37 protein-coding genes are annotated in these 18,267 nt (G+C 68.8%); 35 read left to right on the top strand and 2 right to left on the bottom strand.

The features are described from left to right. Positions 1-2: 2 nt before the first annotated feature. Positions 3-1,355, top strand: coding sequence for a DNA methyltransferase (locus AB0I67_RS14075; RefSeq protein ID WP_357922819.1), 1,353 nt, complete (start codon positions 3-5; stop codon positions 1,353-1,355). A 28-nt stretch (positions 1,356-1,383) separates the two neighbouring features. Here AB0I67_RS14075 and AB0I67_RS14080 read toward each other — a convergent pair whose 3' ends face one another. Beyond that, complete coding sequence (locus AB0I67_RS14080) at positions 1,384-1,617, bottom strand: hypothetical protein (protein WP_357922822.1); 234 nt, start codon at positions 1,615-1,617, stop codon at positions 1,384-1,386. A 139-nt stretch (positions 1,618-1,756) separates the two neighbouring features. Here AB0I67_RS14080 and AB0I67_RS14085 point away from each other — a divergent pair, with 139 nt between their 5' ends. The 24 genes from AB0I67_RS14085 (at position 1,757) to AB0I67_RS14200 (ending at position 10,681) form a co-directional block, all read left to right on the top strand. Continuing rightward, positions 1,757-1,906 (top strand): hypothetical protein, encoded by a 150-nt coding sequence (locus AB0I67_RS14085; protein ID WP_357922825.1) that lies wholly within the window; start codon positions 1,757-1,759, stop codon positions 1,904-1,906. Positions 1,907-1,964: 58 nt separating this feature from the next. Further along, a complete protein-coding gene (locus tag AB0I67_RS14090) occupies positions 1,965-2,201 on the top strand; it encodes a hypothetical protein (protein WP_357922828.1) in 237 nt (78 codons plus the stop codon). A 380-nt stretch (positions 2,202-2,581) separates the two neighbouring features. Further along, complete coding sequence (locus tag AB0I67_RS14095) at positions 2,582-2,881, top strand: hypothetical protein (protein WP_357922831.1); 300 nt, start codon at positions 2,582-2,584, stop codon at positions 2,879-2,881. Beyond that, positions 2,881-3,180: a hypothetical protein gene (locus tag AB0I67_RS14100; RefSeq protein WP_357922833.1), complete on the top strand. Its 300-nt coding sequence runs from the start codon at positions 2,881-2,883 to the stop codon at positions 3,178-3,180. The genes AB0I67_RS14095 and AB0I67_RS14100 overlap by 1 nt, the downstream gene beginning before the upstream one ends. 43 nt (positions 3,181-3,223) lie before the next feature. Next, positions 3,224-3,520, top strand: coding sequence for a hypothetical protein (locus AB0I67_RS14105; protein WP_357922836.1), 297 nt, complete (start codon positions 3,224-3,226; stop codon positions 3,518-3,520). Between the two features lie 47 nt (positions 3,521-3,567). Further along, positions 3,568-3,819: a hypothetical protein gene (locus AB0I67_RS14110; protein WP_357922839.1), complete on the top strand. Its 252-nt coding sequence runs from the start codon at positions 3,568-3,570 to the stop codon at positions 3,817-3,819. A gap of 34 nt (positions 3,820-3,853) precedes the next feature. Continuing rightward, positions 3,854-4,051 (top strand): hypothetical protein, encoded by a 198-nt coding sequence (locus AB0I67_RS14115; protein WP_357922842.1) that lies wholly within the window; start codon positions 3,854-3,856, stop codon positions 4,049-4,051. A gap of 3 nt (positions 4,052-4,054) precedes the next feature. Further along, complete coding sequence (locus AB0I67_RS14120) at positions 4,055-4,306, top strand: hypothetical protein (protein ID WP_357922845.1); 252 nt, start codon at positions 4,055-4,057, stop codon at positions 4,304-4,306. A 4-nt stretch (positions 4,307-4,310) separates the two neighbouring features. Next, a complete protein-coding gene (locus tag AB0I67_RS14125) occupies positions 4,311-4,532 on the top strand; it encodes a hypothetical protein (RefSeq protein ID WP_357922847.1) in 222 nt (73 codons plus the stop codon). A gap of 188 nt (positions 4,533-4,720) precedes the next feature. Continuing rightward, positions 4,721-5,170, top strand: a complete 450-nt coding sequence (locus tag AB0I67_RS14130; RefSeq protein WP_357922850.1) for an SLOG family protein — start codon at positions 4,721-4,723, stop codon at positions 5,168-5,170. Continuing rightward, on the top strand, positions 5,163-5,372 hold the full coding sequence (locus tag AB0I67_RS14135; RefSeq protein ID WP_357922853.1) for a hypothetical protein: 210 nt from the start codon (positions 5,163-5,165) through the stop codon (positions 5,370-5,372). The genes AB0I67_RS14130 and AB0I67_RS14135 overlap by 8 nt, the downstream gene beginning before the upstream one ends. Next, on the top strand, positions 5,365-5,754 hold the full coding sequence (locus AB0I67_RS14140; RefSeq protein ID WP_357922856.1) for a hypothetical protein: 390 nt from the start codon (positions 5,365-5,367) through the stop codon (positions 5,752-5,754). The genes AB0I67_RS14135 and AB0I67_RS14140 overlap by 8 nt, the downstream gene beginning before the upstream one ends. Positions 5,755-6,054: 300 nt before the next feature. After that, entirely contained in the window at positions 6,055-6,507 is a 453-nt protein-coding gene (locus AB0I67_RS14145; RefSeq protein WP_357922859.1) for a hypothetical protein, read from the top strand. Further along, complete coding sequence (locus AB0I67_RS14150) at positions 6,500-6,799, top strand: hypothetical protein (protein WP_357922862.1); 300 nt, start codon at positions 6,500-6,502, stop codon at positions 6,797-6,799. Before AB0I67_RS14145 ends, AB0I67_RS14150 begins: the two co-directional genes overlap by 8 nt. An 80-nt stretch (positions 6,800-6,879) precedes the next feature. Further along, positions 6,880-7,203, top strand: coding sequence for a hypothetical protein (locus AB0I67_RS14155; protein WP_357922865.1), 324 nt, complete (start codon positions 6,880-6,882; stop codon positions 7,201-7,203). Positions 7,204-7,288: 85 nt separating this feature from the next. Next, positions 7,289-7,903 (top strand): hypothetical protein, encoded by a 615-nt coding sequence (locus AB0I67_RS14160; protein ID WP_357922868.1) that lies wholly within the window; start codon positions 7,289-7,291, stop codon positions 7,901-7,903. Then, positions 7,900-8,103, top strand: coding sequence for a hypothetical protein (locus tag AB0I67_RS14165; protein ID WP_357922871.1), 204 nt, complete (start codon positions 7,900-7,902; stop codon positions 8,101-8,103). Before AB0I67_RS14160 ends, AB0I67_RS14165 begins: the two co-directional genes overlap by 4 nt. Then, the gene (locus tag AB0I67_RS14170; protein WP_357922874.1) at positions 8,100-8,375 is read left to right on the top strand and encodes a hypothetical protein; all 276 of its coding nucleotides are present in this window, start codon (positions 8,100-8,102) and stop codon (positions 8,373-8,375) included. Before AB0I67_RS14165 ends, AB0I67_RS14170 begins: the two co-directional genes overlap by 4 nt. Next, a complete protein-coding gene (locus tag AB0I67_RS14175; RefSeq protein WP_357922877.1) occupies positions 8,372-8,635 on the top strand; it encodes a hypothetical protein in 264 nt (87 codons plus the stop codon). Before AB0I67_RS14170 ends, AB0I67_RS14175 begins: the two co-directional genes overlap by 4 nt. Before the next feature lie 2 nt (positions 8,636-8,637). Then, the gene (locus AB0I67_RS14180) at positions 8,638-9,360 is read left to right on the top strand and encodes a hypothetical protein (RefSeq protein WP_357922880.1); all 723 of its coding nucleotides are present in this window, start codon (positions 8,638-8,640) and stop codon (positions 9,358-9,360) included. After that, on the top strand, positions 9,357-9,686 hold the full coding sequence (locus AB0I67_RS14185; protein ID WP_357922883.1) for a hypothetical protein: 330 nt from the start codon (positions 9,357-9,359) through the stop codon (positions 9,684-9,686). The genes AB0I67_RS14180 and AB0I67_RS14185 overlap by 4 nt, the downstream gene beginning before the upstream one ends. Before the next feature lie 193 nt (positions 9,687-9,879). Then, the gene (locus AB0I67_RS14190) at positions 9,880-10,050 is read left to right on the top strand and encodes a hypothetical protein (protein ID WP_357922886.1); all 171 of its coding nucleotides are present in this window, start codon (positions 9,880-9,882) and stop codon (positions 10,048-10,050) included. Next, the gene (locus AB0I67_RS14195; RefSeq protein ID WP_357922889.1) at positions 10,050-10,442 is read left to right on the top strand and encodes a helix-turn-helix transcriptional regulator; all 393 of its coding nucleotides are present in this window, start codon (positions 10,050-10,052) and stop codon (positions 10,440-10,442) included. The genes AB0I67_RS14190 and AB0I67_RS14195 overlap by 1 nt, the downstream gene beginning before the upstream one ends. Continuing rightward, the gene (locus AB0I67_RS14200) at positions 10,439-10,681 is read left to right on the top strand and encodes a hypothetical protein (RefSeq protein WP_357922892.1); all 243 of its coding nucleotides are present in this window, start codon (positions 10,439-10,441) and stop codon (positions 10,679-10,681) included. Before AB0I67_RS14195 ends, AB0I67_RS14200 begins: the two co-directional genes overlap by 4 nt. On the opposite strand, the gene AB0I67_RS14205 is transcribed toward AB0I67_RS14200, so the two are convergent. Further along, complete coding sequence (locus AB0I67_RS14205; RefSeq protein ID WP_357922895.1) at positions 10,659-11,261, bottom strand: hypothetical protein; 603 nt, start codon at positions 11,259-11,261, stop codon at positions 10,659-10,661. The genes AB0I67_RS14200 and AB0I67_RS14205 overlap by 23 nt on opposite strands. A 161-nt stretch (positions 11,262-11,422) precedes the next feature. On the opposite strand from AB0I67_RS14205, the gene AB0I67_RS14210 reads away from it, so the two are divergent. Genes AB0I67_RS14210 through terL form a run of 10 tightly spaced genes read left to right on the top strand, consistent with a single transcriptional unit; the run spans position 11,423 to position 18,265 of the window. Beyond that, positions 11,423-11,662 (top strand): hypothetical protein, encoded by a 240-nt coding sequence (locus AB0I67_RS14210; protein WP_357922898.1) that lies wholly within the window; start codon positions 11,423-11,425, stop codon positions 11,660-11,662. Positions 11,663-11,676: 14 nt separating this feature from the next. After that, the gene (locus tag AB0I67_RS14215; RefSeq protein WP_357922900.1) at positions 11,677-12,840 is read left to right on the top strand and encodes a LamG-like jellyroll fold domain-containing protein; all 1,164 of its coding nucleotides are present in this window, start codon (positions 11,677-11,679) and stop codon (positions 12,838-12,840) included. A 10-nt stretch (positions 12,841-12,850) separates the two neighbouring features. Beyond that, complete coding sequence (locus AB0I67_RS14220) at positions 12,851-13,132, top strand: hypothetical protein (RefSeq protein WP_357922902.1); 282 nt, start codon at positions 12,851-12,853, stop codon at positions 13,130-13,132. Positions 13,133-13,141: 9 nt separating this feature from the next. Further along, a complete protein-coding gene (locus tag AB0I67_RS14225) occupies positions 13,142-13,552 on the top strand; it encodes a hypothetical protein (RefSeq protein ID WP_357922905.1) in 411 nt (136 codons plus the stop codon). A 44-nt stretch (positions 13,553-13,596) separates the two neighbouring features. Then, the gene (locus tag AB0I67_RS14230; RefSeq protein ID WP_357922908.1) at positions 13,597-13,815 is read left to right on the top strand and encodes a hypothetical protein; all 219 of its coding nucleotides are present in this window, start codon (positions 13,597-13,599) and stop codon (positions 13,813-13,815) included. Further along, positions 13,815-14,324 carry a hypothetical protein gene (locus tag AB0I67_RS14235; RefSeq protein WP_357922911.1) on the top strand — a complete coding sequence of 170 codons (510 nt, stop codon included), beginning with the start codon at positions 13,815-13,817 and terminating at the stop codon, positions 14,322-14,324. The genes AB0I67_RS14230 and AB0I67_RS14235 overlap by 1 nt, the downstream gene beginning before the upstream one ends. Positions 14,325-14,332: 8 nt before the next feature. Next, the gene (locus AB0I67_RS14240) at positions 14,333-16,240 is read left to right on the top strand and encodes a LamG-like jellyroll fold domain-containing protein (protein ID WP_357922915.1); all 1,908 of its coding nucleotides are present in this window, start codon (positions 14,333-14,335) and stop codon (positions 16,238-16,240) included. Then, a complete protein-coding gene (locus tag AB0I67_RS14245; protein ID WP_357922918.1) occupies positions 16,240-16,527 on the top strand; it encodes a hypothetical protein in 288 nt (95 codons plus the stop codon). The genes AB0I67_RS14240 and AB0I67_RS14245 overlap by 1 nt, the downstream gene beginning before the upstream one ends. Next, a complete protein-coding gene (locus tag AB0I67_RS14250) occupies positions 16,524-16,724 on the top strand; it encodes a hypothetical protein (protein WP_357922921.1) in 201 nt (66 codons plus the stop codon). The genes AB0I67_RS14245 and AB0I67_RS14250 overlap by 4 nt, the downstream gene beginning before the upstream one ends. After that, positions 16,721-18,265 carry a phage terminase large subunit gene (gene terL / locus AB0I67_RS14255; RefSeq protein ID WP_357922924.1) on the top strand — a complete coding sequence of 515 codons (1,545 nt, stop codon included), beginning with the start codon at positions 16,721-16,723 and terminating at the stop codon, positions 18,263-18,265. Before AB0I67_RS14250 ends, terL begins: the two co-directional genes overlap by 4 nt. The last annotated feature ends 2 nt before the right edge of the window (positions 18,266-18,267 follow it).

The following is an 18,267-nucleotide window of genomic DNA, read 5'->3' on the forward strand; positions in this document are numbered from 1 at the left end:
CGATGAGCGCCTCGTCCCTCGCCCAGCCGTACTACGCCGACGACATGGTGACCGTGCACCTCGGGGACTGCCTCGACGTGCTGCGCGGGATGCCGGACGCGAGCGTCGACGCCGTCGTCACGGACCCGCCGGCGGGCATTTCGTTTATGGGCAAGACGTGGGACGCCGACAAGGGCGGGCGGGCCGTCTGGGTGGCGTGGCTGACCGAGGTCATGACCGAAGTTCGGCGGGTGCTCAAGCCGGGCGGTCACGCCCTGGTGTGGGCACTGCCCCGCACCTCGCACTGGACCGCGACCGCCCTCGAAGATGCCGGACTGGAGATCCGCGACTGCATCGTCCACATCTTCGGCAGCGGATTCCCGAAGAGCCTGGACGTGTCGAAGGCCATACATGCACATCAGACAGTCGGAGGGTCCTCGCGAACGCTGAACCGGCGTGCGGCTTTGGGGGACCAGTATGTCGCCTCGCCCACTTGTGGCACGTCTGGCGTGATGGCGAGCACAACAACAGCTACTACGGCAGGCGGTACGGCTGTCTCAGCAGATGAGCCGACCGACGATGCCGCCCGCTGGGAAGGCTGGGGCACGGCCCTTAAGCCCGGCCAGGAGCATTGGTGGCTAATCCGTAAGCCGCTGGCCGGAACCGTCGCTCAGACTGTCCTGGAGTACGGCACAGGCGCGCTCCACATCGCGGCATGTCGTGTCGAGCCGACCGGCGAATCCCGTCCCCGCATGGCTGAGGCGTCCCAGGACCGCCGCTACACCGAGCGCGGAGGTACGGACTTCGCCCCACTGCCGGGGGTGCGTGGTGGGGCTCCTGAGGGGCGCTGGCCGACAAACCTGGTGTTCTCGCACTCGGCGTCCTGCGTGGAGAACGGGCCATGCGATCAGGAGACGTGCCCGGTCGCCGAACTCGACCGGCAGAGCGGCTGGATGCCAAGCAACAACAGCCGCAACAAGGGGCGCGGCATGGGCTACCACGGCGCCGAGGGCGAGCGCGGAGCTTGGGCCGGTGACGCTGGCGGGGGCGCCTCCCGCTTCTTCCCGGTCTTCCGCTACGAGGCCAAGGCCGGCAGCGCCGAACGTCCCAAGCTGGCCGACGGCACCGCGCACGCCACGGTCAAGCCACTCGCGCTGATGCGCTGGCTGGTCAAGCTGGTCACCCCACCCGGAGGCACCGTCCTCGACCCGTTCGCCGGGAGTGGCACGACGGCCGAGGCGTGTGTGCTGGAGGGCTTCCGCTCGGTGCTGATCGAGCAGGATCCGGCGCACTGCGAGCTGATCAAGACGCGCCTGTCGAAGCCGTTACAGCCGTCCCTGGAGGGGCTGTTCGGTCTGGCGGGGGAGGAGCGATGACCGTCCAGGGCGCGCCCGCGGCGGATGGCTACTCGCCGGCGGGCTTCTTGCGACCTGTCTTCTCGGCCCACTCCAGGACGTCGAGCAGCCACCACCAGTCTCGTCCGGAGATCTTGCCGGCTGGGTCGGGGAACTTCTCGACGCTGACCCACTCCTTGGCGGAGCGCCGGCGCCAGGCGATGACGGTGTTCTCGGAGACGCCGAGTTCGGCGGCGATGCCGTCGACGCCGACGGGGATCCAGGGATGGTCAGGGCGGTCCATGGGGCCAGTGTACGGGCGGGGTGTGCGCATGGCCAAGAGATGCAGCGCACATGTCAGCCATGCGCATGGTGTTGACATGCGCATGGCTTGGACATACGGTTGTGTCATCAGCAAGGGACGAGCCGCCAGGGAGAACGAGATGACCGCCAACGTGATCCACCAGCTCGACCAGGCCATCACCGAAGCCCGCGCCGCCGGCGACCACGCCAAGGCCCGCGAGCTGGAGTACGCCTACGACGCCGAGATGGCCCGCATCGAGGCCCTCCTCAACCGGCTCGCCGCCCTGTGACCCCTGGGCCCCCAGGAGGGGCCCACCCCCCGTTGAGAATCGCCCTCTTGGAGATTCCATGAACCTCAACAGCATCGCCCTCACTGCCGAGGACGTCGCTACTGTCCTGCGCCCCCGATATGAGTTCTTTCAGGGCGACGACGCTGGCCAGCAGCTCGTGCTGAAGATCGGCTTCACCTTCGCCGACCAGCTCGCCGAGCGCCACGGCTGGACGCAGGAGGAGCGCAAGACCTTCCTCCACGAGGTCTTCACGCCCGCGGGAGCCAGCGCTCACCTGCCCGTGCGACGACCTTGAGGAGCCGTGATGCCGGACTCCCGCCTCATCGTCCGATGCGCCTGCTGCGGCGCTCAAGGCCGACACGTAGCCCGGGGGCTCATCAAGGCCTGCTATGCACGGCGGCGGCGTGACGGCACGCTCGCGCAGTTCGCCCGCAACACCCAGCACGCCACTCCATGGACGCCAGACGGTCCACACGGCCGCCGCATGGTCGAGAGGTACCTCGCCCTCGCAGCCATCCGGCCGCGACTCACGCCAGCACGGATTGCGTTTGAGCTGGGGGTGAGTGTGCGGATGGTCGAGCGCTATGCCGCAGCGGTACGTGAAGGGGCGACCGCCCACCTTTGACCCCTGGGCCCCGCCACGCGGGGCCACCCCCAACCCGAACGGACACAGCCATGAGCGAACCCGCCGAGCACGCCGCCACCCCAGCCTGGGATGACCACTTCTCACACTCGATCTTGCGGCGTTGCCGCTGGGCCCTCCGCCACAACCAGGGCCGCCCCAGCCCGGCCTGGTCTACCGGAGAGCAGCTGGCAGTCGCTCTCGTCCTCGACGACAAGGTCACGCTGGATGAACTCGACTACACCGCAGAGCAGGCGGCAGGACGTATCCGCTACGACCTGCCCAACCCCTCCCAGGTGGACATGCAGGCGTGGGTCAGCGACCTGCGCGCCCAGATCGCCGAGACCGGCTGATGCACGCCGCGACACGCACCATCAAGACGCTCATCGCCGAGCTGGGTATCCCTCACCGGGCCATCACCGCCCGCAGCGACCTGGGGCTCACGTCGGCAGCGGTTCACGACCGCGCCCATGTCGCTCTCGTAGCGGCGAACGCCGCCGACCTGGTGCGGTCGTGGCTCGGCGTCGTGCTGTGGAAGCTTCCCTGCGGTTGCCCCACTCGTGTGCTGGTGACCACCGACCCTCGCCACGCGGGGCGTGTAGACGAACTGGCGGTTGACGCGAGAACCGAGCACGTGTGCCCCGACGCCTGACCCCTGCCCGGAGACACGCCCCCAACCCGAACGGAGACCACCGATGAGCGCCACCGCCAAGCAACTCCCCACCTGGGAGCAGATGCCCGACCTCGACAAGGGCGCCGCCCTTCTCCACCTGCACAAGATCGGCTGGGAGGGGCGTTCGTACGCCCGCGAGCACTACCCGGCCCGCTACATCGACCACCCCGCGCTGACCTCGCTCGACCACAAGGCTGCCTGCGACCACGCCGAAGGGCTGTTCAAAGGCGGGGTCGAAGAGGCGGACGAAACGCTCGGCTTGGCCGAGTTCGATCGCCTCTACGACCTGGCCCTGGACCACGAGCGCGCGACGCCCTGACCGCTCCTGCCCGGAGACACGCCACCAACCCCGAACGGAGAACCGCGATGAGCGACACCACCGAGACCGTCGCCGAGTACGTCGGAGAAGACGGCCGCACCTACCAGATCGACCACCTCGGCATCGGCTACCCGAGCCAACGCGGCGAGTACGCCGTCTACTGCGACGGCCAGATGGTCGCGGACTTCCTGGCCTTCGGCACGCTACTGAAGCCGGAGTTCCAGCCGCCGCTGCCCGACACCTCCGAGCTCATCGAGATGGCCAAGCGGGCGCTCGCTGACGCTTTCGCTCCCGAGTAGCCCTCGACCCCCGACACCCCCAAGGAGCCACACCATGCCCACGACCGATCCCGACCTGCAGTCGGTGCAGTTGATCGGCCGCCGCTACCCGATGCCGGTCGAACAGGCAGCCGAGCTGTTCGGATGGCCCGTCGAGGAACTCCGCGCACTGCACGGCGACCACGTGACCGTCGTACAGGACCTGTTCAACGTCAGCATCGTCCCGCCCGCCTCCTCTCCAGAGGAGATCTGACCGATGGCGAAGAGCACCCGCCTGTCAGGACACGCGCTGCGCTCCGAAGGTAAGCCGTTCTCCTGGAGCAGCAACGACCAGCAGTACGTCCGCACGAACGCCCTGTACGGCCACGAGACGGGGGAGGGGTACGCGCTCTGCTCGTGCGGCGAGGCGTCCCCCTGGTGCCGCTCCAACGCTGAGCGGAAGCGCTGGCACGCCATCCATAAGCGGCGGATCCAGGAGCGTGCCGCCTCCCAGGAAGAGGAGAGTTAACCCGATGGCTCCGCGAATCATCTACGGCGACGAAGATCTGAGGACCGCCCTGATCGCCGCAATCATCAAGGGCGGTGGAGAGCTGGACGTCTCCTTTGAGGCGCTCGGCGAAGCTGCCCTCACAGCGAAGATCGGCGAAGTCCGGCCTGCGATGGAGCGGGTCGCGAACGGCGTGCGGTGCACCATCGCGGCGAGCAAGGCGGGCGGCCCCGATGCCCGCTCCTGACCCCTCTGGTGTGGCGGTACCGGCCATCTCCGGTACCGCCACGGCTCCGTCAGAGCCAATCGTGCTCGGGCGCGTTCCACTCGTGATCGCGGGTCATGGTGGCCTCCCTCCGTCATCCGGCAGAAGCCCAGGCTCGCCGAAGCCGCTTTGGGCCCGCTTTGGAACCGCTATCGACAAGGAGGCCCGCAATGCCCAAGCCGTACCGCATCCTCGTCACCGGCAGCCGCACCTGGAGCGACGAGAAGACGATCGACCAGGCGCTCCGTGAAGCCATCCCCGAGCCCACGTCGCCCCTCGCCGAGGTGGTCGTGGTCCACGGCGACTGCCCAACGGGCGCGGACGCTCTCGCCAACGAGTGGTGCGTGGAGAACGCGTGGTGGATGGAGCACGTCGGCATGACGCTGATCGTCGAGTCGCACCCCGCGGAGTGGAACCGGTACGGCAAAGCTGCTGGCTTCCGCCGCAACGCTGAGATGGTCGCCCTCGGAGCCGATATCTGCCTGGCGTTCATCTCGCGCTGCAACGGCCGGTTCTGCCAGCGGACGCCCCACGGCTCCCACGGAGCCACCCATACCGCTGACCTCGCAGAGAAGGCCGGCATCCGCGTCATCCGCTACCCGAGGAGGGGCCATGTCTGAGCCGTTGGGCTGGGTCGTCATCGAGCACGTCGCACGGACTGGGAAGGGCGGTGAGCACCGGCTGGTGAAATCCACGCTCTACACCGACAAGGGCGAGGCGGTCGAGGCGCGGGACGACTTCAACCGTGCCGTGCAGCACTACGGCGGCGGCCCGGTCAGGTACAGCGTGGCCGCACTCCACGGGGAGGTGCCTCGTGGCTGAGATCCCCGCTGACACCTTGCGCGCCATGATCTCCGACCTGGACGGCTACATCGAGCGGAGAGCCGCCGAACTCGCAGCCCCGATCGTCGCTAAGGCGCAGGAGGAGGCCGCCGCTGAGGTTCAGGGCGCGCGAGGACTGCAACAGCGCGCCGAGGACCTGAACGTTGAGCTCCGTCGGATGCTCAAAGTCCGCGACCGCCAGGTGGAGCGGGCCCGCGAGCGAGCCGAGCACGCCGAAGCTGCCGTTGCCCGCTTCCGAGCCTTCCTCAACGACGACTTCCGCCAGTGGTGCTCACCGCACGGCGTCGCTGCAACGTACGCCGAGCGCCTGATCGAGGTCTTGGACCGGGAGGTGAAGGCAGGTGGCGGAGATCCCCGCTGAAGCGGTTGAAGCCCTCGCTGAGGTGTTGAAGGCGAACCTGCCCAACACTCCGCTGCCGTCGTGCCGGCGCATCGCCCGAGCAGGACTGGAGGCTGCTGCCCCCGCCTCGGCCGCCCAGGTACGGCGAGAGACCGCCCAGCAGATCGCGGAAGCCATTCAGGCAAGACACTCCAGCGTCGTCCCGTCCGAGCACTCGTTCCGCTTCTGCCACTCGGATGAGCTGTTCGAGTGCCACCACGTGAGGGCGCAAGAGACCGCGTTTGAGGACGCCGCGATTGCCCGCCAGATAGGAGAAGTCCGATGGCCCCCGCTGAGGTGATCGCCAACGTCCTGCACCACGAAGAGGACACCGGCCTGAACGACGAGGACGCGCTGTCCTTCGCGGGCGACATCCTGCACGCGCTGGACCGGGCAGGCATGGTCGTCGTCTCCGCCGAAGACCTCCGGGACACGCTCCGCGAAGCCGACAAGGCGTACGCCATGACTTTCAAGTCCAACTCCGCGATGAGGCCCGCTTGGACCGTCTTCGTTCCGCCCTCCCAGAACTGGGAGCACCGACCACCGAGCAGAGCGCTCGTGACTGAGTGCACGGTCACCTTCGTCCGCCACGGTCGCCCCGACCAGCTCACGTTCTGCTGCCGCGCTGACGCCGAAAGGTTCGCCTGGTGGCTGGACAACTCCAGCGCCGGCATCGACGCGGAGATCGCCGAGATGCCCGCCCCGTCTCCCGGAAGGAACCCCGCCGATGCCTGAGGCCGTTGACGAGAAGCTCCTGCACGGCATCCTTCGGGAGGGCTACCTCCAGGTGATCAAGGCGTGGAAGGAAGCCACCGTGCGCGCCGAGCAGGCCGAGACGCAGGTCGAGAACCTGCACTGGCTCATCGGCGCCGGCGTCCAGGTCACCATCGGTATGGCCGACCACCAAGGGATGGCCCAGATCGGAGTGTCTCTCGACATCACCGACAAGGTCTCCTGGCACGGGGATCTCGACGGCTGCCTCGCTGAGGCTCGGGCGTACTGCGAGTTCGTGGGGGTCACGCCGTGAGCGACCTCCGCCAGCGGTACGCCGAAGCCCTCGCAGCCACATGCAGGCTCCACCAGACCCTGGGCGAGTGCTCCGCCTGCATGAAGCGCCTGGAAGCGGTCCTGGCCGTACGAGACGAGGAACTGGCCACGGTAAGGAAGGCCTACACCATCGTCCTGGGCCAGCTCAAGGCCACCCGCGCCGAGTACGGCACCCGAACCCGGGAGATGGTGGAGGAGCTGCACCGGGCGGACGCGGCAGAAGCCACACTGGCCCGCGTCCGCGACCTCCACCACGTCCACCGCTGCGCCACAGACGGGCACACGCTGGCCCGCACCCCGGTTCCGTGCGTGAACGACGGCATCTGCCGGTGCGGGGCGGCCGACTGCCCCACCCTTGCCGCTCTCGACTCGGAGGGCCCGTGATCCACCGCAGGAGCTGACATCATGAGAGCACCACGCATACTCCGCCCGCCCCGGTATACGCGATCGTCTGATCGGAGGTGACCCCATGCGTTCCGACGACCTGATGCGTCAAGCAGGTGCGGTGTGGTGTGACCGGCATGAACGCTGGGAGTGCTCCAAGGTCTCCAAGCGGTCGAGCCTCCGCTGCCACGCCTTCGCCGTCCGAGGCACGCCGGTCTGCTACAACCACGCCGGCAAGAAGACCGACACGCTGAAAGCGCAGGGCGCCGCGCTGGAGGAGGCGCTGTCCGCGTGGCAGGCAGAGCCGGGCCGGGTGGTCGTATCCCCGGCGGACGCGGTGATGGCGATGCTGCAGATGGCGTGGGCCCGGCTGCACGTGTACGCCGATCTCCTCCGCCGCCAGGTCGAGTCCGCCGGCGACTCCCCCGCGGGCCTGGTGATGGTGCTGGAGTCGGGGGAGACGGTCCGCGGCCTGGCCCGTCTGGATGCCGAGGAGAGGGACCGGGCGGTCCGGTACGCGAAAGCCGCCCACGACATGGGCATCGCCGACCGCGAGATCCGCCTGGCCGAGCGGCAGGGCGCTCTCCTCGCTGAGGCGATCAACCGGATCCTGGACCAACTGGAGCTGACCTCGGCGCAGCGAGCGTTGGTACCCACGGTGGTGCCCACCGTGCTACGCGGCATAGCGGAGGCGTCGTGACCCCCACCTGCCGCCATTGCGGCAAGACGTTCCCGCCCGACCGGCAGCAGCCGGGGGAGACGTGGACGCAGTACATGCGTCGCCGCCTGCCCGCCAAGGTGATCCGCGCGGCTGAGGAGCGCAGGGCTCGCGAGGTGCTGCTGTGGCGCTGGCCACGCGTAGCCGTCATGAAGACCGAGTACCGCAGGAGGCGCAGATGACCTGGCTCGACTGGATAAAGCTCGCCGCTGTCGGCGTCGCTGCTGTCTTCATCGTGTTGACGATCAAAGAACTTCGAAGGGCAGCCCGCCTGTCGAAACAGGCAGCAGCGAATTGGGCCAGAGCCGAAGCCGACTGGGCCAGGGCGGCAGCGAACTGGGAGCGAGCCGCTGAGGTCACCCAACGGGTGGCGGCCAACCTGCGTCGAGCGGAAGCCGAGTGGGCACAAGTGGCCGAACTCCGGGAGCGCCGCAGAAGGGGCTCGCAGTCGTGAAGAGGGTCCTGGCCCGATCCTGGCGGGTCTTCGCCGCTCCGCCGTCCAGCAGGGGAGCGGAAGACCTTCGCCTCGGGATCCTGTTCACCATGGTCGCCGGCCCGCCCTCAGGCCTGATGTGGGGTCGGCTGTCGGCGTTCCTGGGCTGCGTGCAGGTCGCGGTCGTGTTGTACGCCCTGCTCTGGGTCGTCCGGGAACGGGACACCGCCCGCCAAGAACTACGCGCCTTGCGCGCGAGCACCAAGCACGAAGGGGAGTAGCCATGCCCATCAGCCAGTACGCCTGCCACGGACCCTGCAACCGCGTCGCCCGCCAAGCATGGGACGCCTACGACCAGGCACTCGCCTCGTGGCTCGAAGACCCCGGCCGCACGCAGGAGAACAAGCCCGCCCCGCCGGAGACCCCTGTCGCTGTCGGGGACCCGGTATGGGATGGCCGCTGCGCCCGCATGATCCGGGCCGCGTTCACCGAGCTCGACGACCTCGCCTCCCATCTGGCCGCCGGTATCGACGGCTACCGCCCCCTCGCCCCCCTCGGACCCAACGGGCGTGCCGTCACCACCCCCGAGGGAGCCGTGGAGGCCCTTGATGAGCTGTTCGGCAAGCTCACCGAAGTGGAGGACGACTGGCGAGAAGCCCGCCACCTCCCGCCCCGCCCGCACCGCGCGAGAGGAGGGCACGCCCGCCGCCTGTCGATCGCGTTCCTCCTCGACGAGCTGGACGACATCCTCAAGCACCCCGGCTCGATCCAGTTCGGCCTCGCCACCTTGTCGTGGCAGCGCCGACTCAGGACGATGACCAAGTCGGACCCGACGACGAAGGCCAGCCCGATCCGCTGCCCTCGCTGCTCGGAACGGCAGGTCCGGCAGGAGGACGACGGCTACTTCAAATGCCACTCCTGCCAGCGGTTGATGACTCAGGATGAGCACGAGAGCGTGAAGCAGGAGCAGGCGGACGAACACGTCCGAGCGGAGGCGAACGCGTGAGCAAGGACATCCTCGACGAGATCGATGACGTCATCGAGTGGCATGGCAGCAGCGACGCGATGGTGTGGACGGCGGGACGCCGCCTCGCCCCCGCTCTGCCCACGATCAGCGACGCCGACCGTGAGGCCTTCGCCCGTGGGCTCGCGAGTCTCGGAGAGGCGATACAGGAGATGACGGACGCTTTCAGGAGGGCGACTGCGTCGCTCTCGTCCTTCCCCGTCGTCATCTATGTGGAGGACGAGACCACCGCCCCCGAGGTTGACGCCGCGCTGCGCGCGGTGCTCGCCGAAGCGGGAATGGCCGTCGTGGACGAGGAGGGGCTGTGAGTCGCCCACTCGCGACCTGCCGATGCCACCGCTACGGCACCGGCTGCAAGGCGACTGCCAGCCAGGAAGACCTGCTGTGCGACGTGTGCAGGGAGGGCTGCTCCTTGCTCTCCATAGGCCCGGCGGGTGGCTCGCCCGAGGAGTGCGAACCGTACGGTCACATCGCCCCACCCAGGCTCACCTGGAGCCTTACGTGATAACCCGCACGGTGAAGGCCGACGCCTCCGACCCCAAACAGGGCATGACCCTCGACGAGCTCGCCGCCTTCGTCCAAGAAGCCCACCGCGCTGGCGTGCCTGGTGACGCCCGTATCCAGGTGCGGGTCAACTTCTCGGGCGGCATCAAGAAGCTGGAGACGCGGTAATGCGCCAGCACGCCAAGGTCCGCTTCGGGAAGATCGTGAAGCACCGGCGCGAGGAGCTCGGACTCAGCCAAACCCAGGCCAGCAGGGCGGGCGGCCCGTCCGTGGGCGTCCTCAGCCGGATCGAGAACGGCAAGCTCGACACGGTGACGACCCGCATCGCTGCGGCCCTGGACCGCGCTCTCCAATGGGAGCCGGGCAGCGCACAAGGAGTGCTTGCGGCAGGTTGCCTTCCTAAGGCGCGCTCGACCGCCGACCCGGGCCAGGCGCCCGCGCTGGCTGGGCTGGCCTGCTACCGGTGCCTCGTTGCCGGGAAGTCCGTGAACGCTGCGACGCTGGTCGCGGGCACTGCCGTGTGTGCCCACCACGCACAAGAGGAGTTGGTGAAGCTGTGAGCGGGGACTGGAAGACCGACCTCCGCTTTCGTGTCCAAGTGCTCGGCAAGCCTGTCGCGGTCCACTGCAACTACGACGTGGAAGAGCGCGTCCGTGCCGCCGTTGTCGAGGCCGGCATCTCGGATCTCGTCGATATCATCGCTACGTACCTCGTGCCGCCCAAGCTCGCCTTCGTACCTGACGCCTGCGATCTGGACCAAGGGTTCTACGAAGCGCTCACTCTGGAGCGCTGGGTCTGAGCGCCGCCTCGATGGCGTCCAGCGCACGCCCGCAGCGGATGATCCGGTCTCGCTCCTGCCGATAAACCTCATCGACCTCGCGGACCGCATGCGGAGGCAGTTGAGACTTCAGTTGAACCGCTGAAGTCCGGTAGCCCTGCACCGTGGCCGTGTACGCGTGCCGTAGGTGGAGCCGTGCCATCCACACCAGCGCCAGCGGATGCTCGGACAGCACCGCATGAGCGCGGAAGTCAGGAGGCAGCAGGTCGAACAACCACGCCATGACCGCCTTCTCCCAACCCTCCGTCCCCGGAGCGGCCACACCGTCAGGCCAGCCGGCCGGCACATCCCCCGGAGGAGCCACAACCTGCGGCGCGGACACCGGGACGCGCGGCACCCGCGAGTAGTCCTGGCCTTGCATGGGGGCGATCTGGTCGAGCTGGAGGACTCCTTCGCGGGGCTCCATCCCGCCGTGCCACCCCGCGGTGATCTCGTTCCATGAGACACGCGCCGCGATCGGCTGCCCGTCGTCCCCGACGATCAGCTCATGCAGTTCGCCCACGTGATCAGGCAAAACGCGGACGGCGGGCAGGTCAGGCATGAGCCTCATCGTAGCCGTGGCTCGCACGTGCGTTCGATACGAACCGTATGCCGTGTGACGGTATTTGTCCTGGCAGCCGATTTTGTGTCACACTTCCCGCAGGTAGCACACGAATGCCCTCACGCCCCACGCGGAGGGCATTTCGCATGTCGGGGGGTGCCATGGACCCGGAACCCGTCACCGCAGCTCAAGCCGGCAGCCGCCTCGGCCGCACCCCAGCAACCATCCGAAAGTGGCAGGAGCGCTACGCCGCCCGAACCCTCGGCAAAGCTGAGAGGCGCGTCTACTACGACTACGCCGACCTCGCCACCATCGACGCGTGCATCCACCGCGGCGATCACGTCCCCGAAACGCCTGAACTGCGGGACCGGTTGCGGGACTCCTACAGCCGCGCCGCCTGACGGGGAGGTAGCCCGTGGCGGTCCGCTTCGACGCCAGCGGCGAGTCCTTCACCCGGACCCTGTCCCTCGGCTCCCAGACCGCGTTCACCGTCACAATGTGGGCCCGCCTCGCCCTAGACCGCGGCTCACAGACCGTCTTCTGGCAGATCGACAACTCCGGCGTCGCCCCCTACCTCACCGTCCAGGCACTCACCGGGACCAGCCTGAGCCTGGAGTCCGACACCTGGTCGGCCTTCTCCCTCTCCCACACCATGACGGTCGGGACCTGGGCTTTCATCGGTGTCGCTGCCCACACGGATGGTTTCATCAACACCGTCATCGGCGACCACAACGGCTCCCTGGTCGCCGCCACGTGGGGGGCAGGCGCGGGCACGCTCAACGCCAACCGCCTGGTCCTCGGCACCGGCGGTCTCGCCTCGCAGTACCTGAACGGTTCCATCGCCGCCGTCAAGGTGTGGTCGGGCGCCAGGCTGTCGCAGGAAGAGCTTCTGACAGAGGCTCGCTCGTACCTGCCGCGCCGCACCGCTAACCTCCGCGCTTGGTATCCGTTCCTGCGGACCGAGACGGTCGACTACTCCGGCCTGGCCCAGACCCTCTCAGGTGGGGCCGGCACCACGACCGAGGACGGACCTCCCATCGCATGGGGTCCGGGTCGTCGCCGCGTCGCCCGGTTCAACCCCGTCGTGTCGGGCACCCTCGCCGGAACCCTGTCCGCCCTCACCGCCTCCTCGCAGGCAGCGGTAGAGGCGAGCGGCACGCTGGCCGGGACCCTGCCCGCCCTGACCGGCACCGCCACCGGCTCGACCAAGGTCTCGGCGCAGTTCGGCGCCACGCTCCCGCCGCTCACCGCCAGCCTCGCGGGCGACGTCGAAGGCGACATCCTCGCCGCCGTCCTCCCGGCCCTCACCGCCTCCATGGCCGGCAAGGCGACCGCCACCGGCACCGCTTCCGCGCTCCTGCCCGCCCTCGTCGGCGAGTTCGCCGGCGAGGTGGAGATCCCCACCAACGACATCTCCCCGACCGCCGGGGTGGTCGTGAGGGAGTGGGCCGGCAGCCAGCCCGCACCAGCCTGGACTGCCACGGTCAGCCCTGCCGCCTTCTCCGCTGCCACTCCAGCCCGTTCCTGGGCCGCGGCCGACGCGTCGGCCGAGTGGACGGCAGGCCAGCCCACCACCTGACGGGAGGCACATGCTCAAGATCCCTTCCGTCAGCACGGAGTACGTGAAGGTGCCCGTCACCGGGCCCGGCGACTTCACCGCGCTCGACGTCGACATGGCGATCCTCCCCGACGGCGAGGAGCCCAGCTCAGGTAGTTGGGTGAGCGCCGCCTGGATCGGCACCAGCGCCGCCGTGCTGATCGGACCCTCCACTTCCTTCGCGCTCAGCAACGGCCTGTACGGCATCTGGGTGCGCATCACCAGTACGCCAGAGGAGCCGGTCCTGGGGCCGTTCCCGCTGTTCATCACCTAGGAGACCCCTGTGACTCTTCGCATCTCGAACGCGGTGCGGTCCGCCCTGGCCAACCAGGTCACGACCGCGATCGACGCCGGCGCCGGTGCCGGGAAGCTCCGCATCTACACCACGGCCCAGCCGGCCGGGCCGGACACGGCGGTGGGTGCGCAGACGTTGTTGGCTGAGTTCACACTGGCTGACCCGTCCTTCGGCGCGGCGAGCAACGGCGTGATCACCCTCGCTGGTACCCCCCGATCGACGACCGGCCTGGCTGCGGGCACAGCGGCCTGGTTCCGGGTGCTGGACTCCAACAACGTGGCTGTCGCCGACGGTGCGGTCGGCACGTCCGGCGCGGAACTGAATCTCAACACGCTGACGATCTCTGTCGGCGTGAACGTGGAGATCACGTCCGGCACGATCACGATGCCGGGTTCCTGATGCCTCTCGACGCGACAGGCCGCGCGCGAGTCGCAGCCCAGTGGATGCGTGAAAACAAGATCAACGTGGCGGGGTTCTCCAAGAACGACCTCGCAGACGCGGTGGCAGCCGTAGACGACTGGATCGACGCCAACCAGGCATCCTTCAACCAGTCCCTGCCGACACCGTTCCGGACCGGAGCCACGACCGTGCAGAAGGCCGCCTTGTTCGGCTACGTGCTGTGGCGGCGCATCGGACGCCTCTGGGCTGAGGAGGACGGCTGATGGCGACAGTCCGCCAGTACCTCGCCCCCGAAGAAGCCCAGTACCTGGCCAGCGCGTTCCCGCAGTTCGTGAAGACGAACGGCACCAACTTCCCCGTATCGGGGCTCGCCTACGACGCGACGACCGCCGAGAACGCCTTCTGGAAGTGGGAGCCGACCGCGTACGGCAGCGGCAACATCACCTGCGAAGTCGTCTGGTACGCCGACACCTCCACCACCTCCACGCACGGCGTGACCTGGCAGGCCGCAATTGCCGCCATCACCCCTGGCACGGACACCACCAACGTGGAGACCAAGGCGTTCGTAACCGCGCAGCAGGCGTCCACCGACCTCGGCAGCGCCGACGCGCAGAAGCTGCTGAAGACGACGATCACCATCAGCAACCTCGACAGCATCGCCGCAGGTGATGAGGTGTGGCTGCGCATCACCCGCGTCGTTGCCGACGCCAACGACGACCTGACCGGTGACGCCATCCTCACCAGCGTGAGGCTCTCCTACTCCGACACGTAGGAGGCGCCGTGGCGGTCCGGTTCAACGTCGACGGGGAGGACTACACCCGCGTCACCGGACTCGGTACCGTGTCCGCCGTCACCGTCGCAGGCTGGGTGAAGCTCTCCGCCGACCGAGACTCGTACTCGACCTTCTGGTGCCTGGACGACGGCACCGCCAGCGACGGCCTTCTCGTCCAGACCGGCCCCGACGGCACCAGCATGGAGCTGTACGCCATGGTCGGCGGCGGCACCATCACCGCCGGCCCCAACATGACGGTCGGCACCTGGTACTTCCTGGCCGCCGTCTACCAGGGTGGCGGCACCAGCCGGCTCATCTGGCGGGCGGCAGGGGATAGCACCTTTTCCACCTCGTCGTCCACGTCCGGCCCGGCGAGCCTGTCTGCCGCGAACCTGCGCATTGGCGAGTCGGTCTTCACCGGCGAGTGGCTGAACGGCTGCGTCGCAGCGCTCAAGGTCTGGACCGCCGCTCTCACTCCGGCTGAGGTGGAGCAGGAGTACGCCACCTACCGGCCTAGGCGGACTGCGGACCTCCGCGCGTGGTACCCGCTCCTCGTCCCGGAGACGACAGACTACTCCGGCAACGGGCAGACCCTGTCCGGCGGCGCCGGAACCGGGGTCGAGGACGGGCCGCCGATCGCATGGGGCGGCAGGCGCCACGTCGTACGACTGCCGCCCGCCGCCGCCTCGTCCGTCACCGGCACCCTCGCCGGGTCGCTGCCGGCCCTCACCGCTTCAGCTTCAGGACAGGCCCGCGTCGTCGGCACAGCGGCTGGAGTCCTCCCGCCTCTCACGGCCTCCACCGCAGGCGCGGTGGTCGACCGCGGAACCCTCACGGGTGCGCTCCCCGCCCTCTCAGCGGGGATGACCGGGTCGGCGAAGGCGTCAGGGACCGTCGCCGCCCAGCTTCCGCCACTGACCGCCGCCACAGACGCGGACGCGACCACAGCAGCAACGCTCACAGGTTCGCTGCCGCCGCTCACAGGATCCGCTACAGGGCTCGTAGGCGACCCGGCCACGGGAAGCGTCTCGGCCACACTCCCGAGCCTCTCAGCGGCGCTCACAGGCGCGGCGAAGGTCACGGGAACCGCAGCCGCAGGCCTGCCCGCGCTGACCGCCTCCGCTCAAGGGCAGATCACCGCCGCCGGCGCTCTCGCCTCCACGTTGCCTGCTCTCACCGCCACCGCGGACGGCCTCACCAAGGTCACCGGCACGGCTGCAGCTACGCTGCCCGCGCTGACTGCGGGACTTGCCGGAACCGCAGCGGTCGACGGGGACCTGACCGCCTCCCTCCCCGCGCTCACGGCCAGCCTTTCAGGGACCGCTCTCGTCACCGGAACCGCGGACGGGCTGCTGCCGCCGCTCTCCGCCTCCCTGACCGGTGTGTCGGAAGCTGACGACGGCACGCTGGCCGCGGTGCTTCCAGCCCTGACGGCCTCGGTCACCGCGGACGTGGACGTCGCCGGCGCTCTCACGGCAAGCCTCCCAGCTCTGACCGCTTCCCTCGACGGGCAGGCCGAAGGGCAGATAGGCACACTCGCCGCTACCCTCCCGGCCCTCGCCGGTGAACTGCACGCCACCGTCATAGCCGCCGGAACGCTGGCGGGAGAACTTCCCGCACTCGTCGCTGCAGCCGACGCCACCGCCACCGCAGACGGGCTCCTGGCTGGCCTGCTCCCGCCGCTGACCGCAAGCCTGGGCGGGCAGGTCACCGACTCCACCGGGACTCTTACCGCCACGCTCCCCGCCCTCACGGCATCCCTTATCGGGATCAGCGGGTCCGTGGACGAACCGCTCATGGTCGTCGGCCCGCCGGTCCTCGCGGGAACGGCAGGGCCGCCCACGCTGGACTACGCAGTCGGCCCGCCCATCCTCGGCACCTGGCCCGTCGGGACACCACGAGTGGGAGACGACTGATGGCCTACATGCCCGCCTCCTCCAGAGAAGAGCTGCGCGTCCCGTACGAAGACGCGGGCGCCACAGCATTCTCAGTCGAGATCGCCATCCTCCCTGAGGCCGACGGCGAGCCCACAGACGGCGACTACAAGACTGCCGCCTGGGACGGACAACAGGCGGTCCTCACGATCGGCGAAGGGTCCGACGTCGTGCTGACGCCGGGCGTGTATGTGGTGTGGACCCGCATCACCACCCCAGCTCACCGTCCGGTCCGCAGGTCCGGCCTGCTGACGGTCGGCAAGACGTGACGTCGAAGCTGTGGGCCCGCGCCCAACTCGGGTTCGCGCTCATGTGGGCGGTGCTGATCGTCCCCACGCTGTTGTGGTGGCGCGACAGCGTCCTATGGGTCGCGCTGATGAGTGCGTGGGCGAACATCGCCGCGCATCTCGCTGCCTGGCAGGCGGCTCGCGCCGAGAAGAAGATCGACAACGGCGGGTCGTCATGAGCGTCCTGACGGCGTGGGAAGTGGCAGCCAAGCGCTTCGAGACCAAGCCCCGACCGTGGCCCACGCCTGGGGCGATGGCCGCCGCGCTCGACCCGACGCACCGTCAGACGGCGATGCTGGACCTCATCGACCGCGAGCTGGTGGACCTGTTTGACGGCGGCACCCACGACCGGCTGGCGATCTCCTGCCCTCCCCAGGAGGGGAAGAGTCAGAAGGTCAGCCGCCGCACACCAGCGTGGCTGTTGGCGCATGAACCGACGCTGCGGATCGCCATCGTCTCCTACGCCGCGAACAAGGCTGAGCGATGGGGCAAGCAGATCCTCCGCGACATCCTCGCTCACCCTGAGCTCGACATCACGCTTCGCCCGGACTCTCGTGCCGCCCGCCGGTGGGAGACCGAACAGGGCGGGCAGTTGGTATGTGTCGGCATTGCGGGTGGCATCACCGGCGAGCCGGTCGACGTGCTCATCATCGACGACCCGATCGAGGGCCGCGCTGAAGCCGAGTCGATCACCTATCGGGAAGCCGCCTGGGACTGGTGGGAGTCCAACGGCTCTACCCGTCTGAGCTCACGCGGCAAGGCCCTGCTGATGATGACACGCTGGCACGAAGACGACCTGGCCGCCCGCCTGTTCGCCAACGAGCCGGGTGAGTGGCGCGAGCTGAAGATCCCGGCCATCGCCGAAGAGAACGACCCACTCGGTCGTGCTCCTGGCGACGAACTTGTCAGCGTCCAAAGACGTAAGCCCGGCTACTTTCGCGAGTTGAAGGCCAAGCGGTCCGCGTACGTCTTCAACTCGATCTACCAGCAGACTCCGACCGCTGCCGACGGCAACCTGTTCAAGCGGGTCGACTTCCGCTACTGGCAGCAGTTGCCCGCCGACCCTTCGCGGCACGGCGTCATGTCCGGCCAACGGACGGACCTCGGCGGCAGAGTCGTCTACCTGGATGACTGCTGGCGGTTCATCACGGTCGACCTCGCCGCCTCGAAGCGCACCAGCGCCGACTACACCGTCGCCTCCGCCTGGGCGATCAGCCCAGACGGGGACCTCATCCTGCTGGGCAGGAACCGGGGGCGGCTGCAGGAGGCGGAGCACTGGGAGCATGTCCGGCCGCTTCAGCAGCGCTGGAACGCGGACACGGTGTTCATCGAGCAGTCGTTCATCTCGACGACGCTCGCGGTGGACGCGACAGCGGCGGGGATACCGGTCCAGCCGTTGCACGCCGACACCGACAAGATCACCCGCGCGATCCCGGCCACCAACCGGGTCCGCCAGGGGCGCGTCTGGTTCCCGGCGCACGTCGACTGGCTGGACGAGTGGTGCGACGAACTCGCCTCATTCCCGTCTGCAGCCCACGACGACCAGGTCGACACCCTCGCGTACGCGGCCCGCGTGGTGTCGGCGCACTGGCTGCCCCAGGAGTCCGCCGCGCTGGTAGACGCCCGACGCGCCTCCCGCGATGACGGGGCGATCGGCCACGCCTACGCCGCAGCCACAGGCCACACCGCAGACCTCGACCTGATGAACGTCGCCTACTGAAG

The sequence above is a fragment of the Nonomuraea sp. NPDC050310 genome (assembly GCF_040655795.1).
In the GTDB taxonomy this organism is placed as follows: Bacteria; Actinomycetota; Actinomycetes; order Streptosporangiales; family Streptosporangiaceae; genus Nonomuraea.

Excerpts from the sequence above, each read along its gene's own strand:
- AB0I67_RS14075 (WP_357922819.1), top strand. The coding sequence starts at position 3 with ATGAGCGCCTCGTCCCTCGCCCAGCCGTACTACGCCGACGACATGGTG.
- AB0I67_RS14080 (WP_357922822.1), bottom strand. The coding sequence starts at position 1,617 with ATGGACCGCCCTGACCATCCCTGGATCCCCGTCGGCGTCGACGGCATC.
- AB0I67_RS14085 (WP_357922825.1), top strand. The coding sequence starts at position 1,757 with ATGACCGCCAACGTGATCCACCAGCTCGACCAGGCCATCACCGAAGCC.
- AB0I67_RS14090 (WP_357922828.1), top strand. The coding sequence starts at position 1,965 with ATGAACCTCAACAGCATCGCCCTCACTGCCGAGGACGTCGCTACTGTC.
- AB0I67_RS14095 (WP_357922831.1), top strand. The coding sequence starts at position 2,582 with ATGAGCGAACCCGCCGAGCACGCCGCCACCCCAGCCTGGGATGACCAC.
- AB0I67_RS14100 (WP_357922833.1), top strand. The coding sequence starts at position 2,881 with ATGCACGCCGCGACACGCACCATCAAGACGCTCATCGCCGAGCTGGGT.
- AB0I67_RS14105 (WP_357922836.1), top strand. The coding sequence starts at position 3,224 with ATGAGCGCCACCGCCAAGCAACTCCCCACCTGGGAGCAGATGCCCGAC.
- AB0I67_RS14110 (WP_357922839.1), top strand. The coding sequence starts at position 3,568 with ATGAGCGACACCACCGAGACCGTCGCCGAGTACGTCGGAGAAGACGGC.
- AB0I67_RS14115 (WP_357922842.1), top strand. The coding sequence starts at position 3,854 with ATGCCCACGACCGATCCCGACCTGCAGTCGGTGCAGTTGATCGGCCGC.
- AB0I67_RS14120 (WP_357922845.1), top strand. The coding sequence starts at position 4,055 with ATGGCGAAGAGCACCCGCCTGTCAGGACACGCGCTGCGCTCCGAAGGT.
- AB0I67_RS14125 (WP_357922847.1), top strand. The coding sequence starts at position 4,311 with ATGGCTCCGCGAATCATCTACGGCGACGAAGATCTGAGGACCGCCCTG.
- AB0I67_RS14130 (WP_357922850.1), top strand. The coding sequence starts at position 4,721 with ATGCCCAAGCCGTACCGCATCCTCGTCACCGGCAGCCGCACCTGGAGC.
- AB0I67_RS14135 (WP_357922853.1), top strand. The coding sequence starts at position 5,163 with ATGTCTGAGCCGTTGGGCTGGGTCGTCATCGAGCACGTCGCACGGACT.
- AB0I67_RS14145 (WP_357922859.1), top strand. The coding sequence starts at position 6,055 with ATGGCCCCCGCTGAGGTGATCGCCAACGTCCTGCACCACGAAGAGGAC.
- AB0I67_RS14150 (WP_357922862.1), top strand. The coding sequence starts at position 6,500 with ATGCCTGAGGCCGTTGACGAGAAGCTCCTGCACGGCATCCTTCGGGAG.
- AB0I67_RS14155 (WP_357922865.1), top strand. The coding sequence starts at position 6,880 with ATGAAGCGCCTGGAAGCGGTCCTGGCCGTACGAGACGAGGAACTGGCC.
- AB0I67_RS14160 (WP_357922868.1), top strand. The coding sequence starts at position 7,289 with ATGCGTTCCGACGACCTGATGCGTCAAGCAGGTGCGGTGTGGTGTGAC.
- AB0I67_RS14170 (WP_357922874.1), top strand. The coding sequence starts at position 8,100 with ATGACCTGGCTCGACTGGATAAAGCTCGCCGCTGTCGGCGTCGCTGCT.
- AB0I67_RS14180 (WP_357922880.1), top strand. The coding sequence starts at position 8,638 with ATGCCCATCAGCCAGTACGCCTGCCACGGACCCTGCAACCGCGTCGCC.
- AB0I67_RS14195 (WP_357922889.1), top strand. The coding sequence starts at position 10,050 with ATGCGCCAGCACGCCAAGGTCCGCTTCGGGAAGATCGTGAAGCACCGG.
- AB0I67_RS14205 (WP_357922895.1), bottom strand. The coding sequence starts at position 11,261 with ATGCCTGACCTGCCCGCCGTCCGCGTTTTGCCTGATCACGTGGGCGAA.
- AB0I67_RS14210 (WP_357922898.1), top strand. The coding sequence starts at position 11,423 with ATGGACCCGGAACCCGTCACCGCAGCTCAAGCCGGCAGCCGCCTCGGC.
- AB0I67_RS14220 (WP_357922902.1), top strand. The coding sequence starts at position 12,851 with ATGCTCAAGATCCCTTCCGTCAGCACGGAGTACGTGAAGGTGCCCGTC.
- AB0I67_RS14230 (WP_357922908.1), top strand. The coding sequence starts at position 13,597 with ATGCGTGAAAACAAGATCAACGTGGCGGGGTTCTCCAAGAACGACCTC.
- AB0I67_RS14235 (WP_357922911.1), top strand. The coding sequence starts at position 13,815 with ATGGCGACAGTCCGCCAGTACCTCGCCCCCGAAGAAGCCCAGTACCTG.
- AB0I67_RS14245 (WP_357922918.1), top strand. The coding sequence starts at position 16,240 with ATGGCCTACATGCCCGCCTCCTCCAGAGAAGAGCTGCGCGTCCCGTAC.
- terL (WP_357922924.1), top strand. The coding sequence starts at position 16,721 with ATGAGCGTCCTGACGGCGTGGGAAGTGGCAGCCAAGCGCTTCGAGACC.